Origin of the sequence: Rhodococcus sp. (in: high G+C Gram-positive bacteria) (assembly GCF_049591685.1) — a bacterium.
GTDB lineage: Bacteria > Actinomycetota > Actinomycetes > Mycobacteriales > Mycobacteriaceae > Rhodococcoides.
This window is the reverse complement of sequence record NZ_JBAWFH010000243.1, coordinates 1-1,815: the sequence shown is the minus strand read 5'-3', so window position 1 is coordinate 1,815 and position 1,815 is coordinate 1. Positions and strand designations below refer to the sequence as shown.

At 66.3% G+C, this 1,815-nt stretch carries 2 protein-coding genes; both read right to left on the bottom strand.

The annotated features are described in order from the left end of the window. Positions 1 to 159 precede the first annotated feature (159 nt). The gene (locus WBQ44_RS10220; protein ID WP_495566575.1) at positions 160 to 798 is read right to left on the bottom strand and encodes a hypothetical protein; all 639 of its coding nucleotides are present in this window, start codon (positions 796 to 798) and stop codon (positions 160 to 162) included. After that, a complete protein-coding gene (locus WBQ44_RS10215; RefSeq protein ID WP_495566574.1) occupies positions 795 to 1,646 on the bottom strand; it encodes a tyrosine-protein phosphatase in 852 nt (283 codons plus the stop codon). Before WBQ44_RS10215 ends, WBQ44_RS10220 begins: the two co-directional genes overlap by 4 nt. Positions 1,647 to 1,815 lie beyond the last annotated feature (169 nt).

Below are 1,815 nucleotides of genomic sequence, written 5' to 3'. Positions count from 1 at the left end.
CCCTCAGGGTTCGGCCCCACCTGACCCGCGGACAACCCCGGCAAGTGGATCCAGACCACCGCCGTCAAGAACTGGTTCACCCTGTTCCGGCTCTACGGGCCGCTCGAGCCCTCACGAAGTCTTGGGTAGCCGGTGACAGAGAACCACCCCCGCTCGGTGCTAGTCGAAGCTCTTGAGGTGCTTGGCTGCGGTGCCGTTGTTGCCGAGTTGGTAGACGCTGAGAGCCGATGCGGCGAAGGTTAGCGGCTCGAACGCCTCGTCCTCGATGGGTCCAAGGTCGTCCAGCTTCGCCAGGCCAACGGTCACGTGCGCGAGGTAGTTCGCCCCGCTGTGGTGCGGGACATAGTTCTTGATGTACTCGATCGTGACTTCGTTGATGTCGGGTTCGGCGTCAGTTCGCACATACGCCTCGGCGGTACCACCGGACTCGACATACGGCGCGATGGCCTCGATCAGCTTCGCCTGGAAGTCGAGCACCTCCGGCCCTGGCCTGACGACGACCGCGGCGAGCCCGACCCCACGCTGCACATCCATGTGCCGGATTGCCTCCGCGGTGAACGTCAGGCTCGCCAGGTCGAGCTGCGCCCGCACCGCCTCGATCGCTGCGAACACAGCATCCAGATCGGCCGTGCGCACGTAACGCTGCAGTGTGGTGATGTGCGGTCGGTGGTGCTCGTCGAGCGCGTATCCCGCCGGTGCCGCGATGCTGCCGAGCATCCGTGCGTTCTCGTGCTCCGCACGCGCCACCATCGTGGCGTCTGGTTCGATCAGCACGTCGATCGCGGTCAGCGCGCTCACGCCGGCACCACCAGTGACGAGCGCAGCGCGTCGATCGTCGCCGAGCTCAGCCCGAGCCCCGACAAGAAGTACGACTCCACATCACCGTAACGAGCTTCCATTTCGGTGCGGGCGGCGTCGAGGTAGGACGCCTGGACGCCGACGACCGGTCCCAGCAGCGCCGGATCGCCGCCGATCGAGGCGAACTGGTCGACCATCGGCTGCAGCGCGGGGACGAGCGAGTCGTTCGTCAACAGGTAGTCGGCCATCACGTCGTCGTCGCTCACCCCGAGAAGCCACAGCAAGGACGCCGCCGCCCACCCGGTGCGGTCTTTACCGGTCGTGCAGTGGAACAGGCCCGGCCGGTGCTCCTTCTCAGCCAAGATGGTGAAGAACTGGCGGTACCCGGTCATCGCGCTCGGAAGCGACAGGAACTGTCGGTAGCTCTCCTCGAAGATCCGCACCGCGTTGCCGTCTCCGAGCAACTGCTCGGCAGTCTTCGGGTCGCTCAGCACCTGCAGCATCTGGGCCGGTCCGGCCCCTGGCTTGTCGGCGAGGATGTCGAACACGATGTACTCGGTGCCGGTGGCCAGGACGTTCGCGTTCGCGGCCCGCTCATCCTCGGTGCGCAGGTCGTACACCGTCCGCACCCCGAGCGCGGCGAACTGCTCTGCGGCCGCCCCGCTCAGCCCGGAGAACTCCGCCGACCGGTACACCTGTCCGGTCCGAACGACACCTCCAGCCGCGGCCCACCCGCCGACATCCCGCAGGTTCGGAACACCGTCGATCGCGATCGCCACCCCCGGGCTCACCCCGGTGGCCACAATCGTGTCGCTGATCATGCCGCTCAGGTCATCCGGTGTCGACACGTGACTCATTCCTCTTCCAGCTGCTCATCGGTGAGCCCTGCCGGGGTGCCCTCGATCGCCACAATGAACTCCTCGTCGTCAGATGCCGCAAGCCTGACAAGCGGCCCACCATGCCGTCATCACCCGAAACGTATGAAGCCCACCAACGCGACAATGCTCCGGCAAAGGC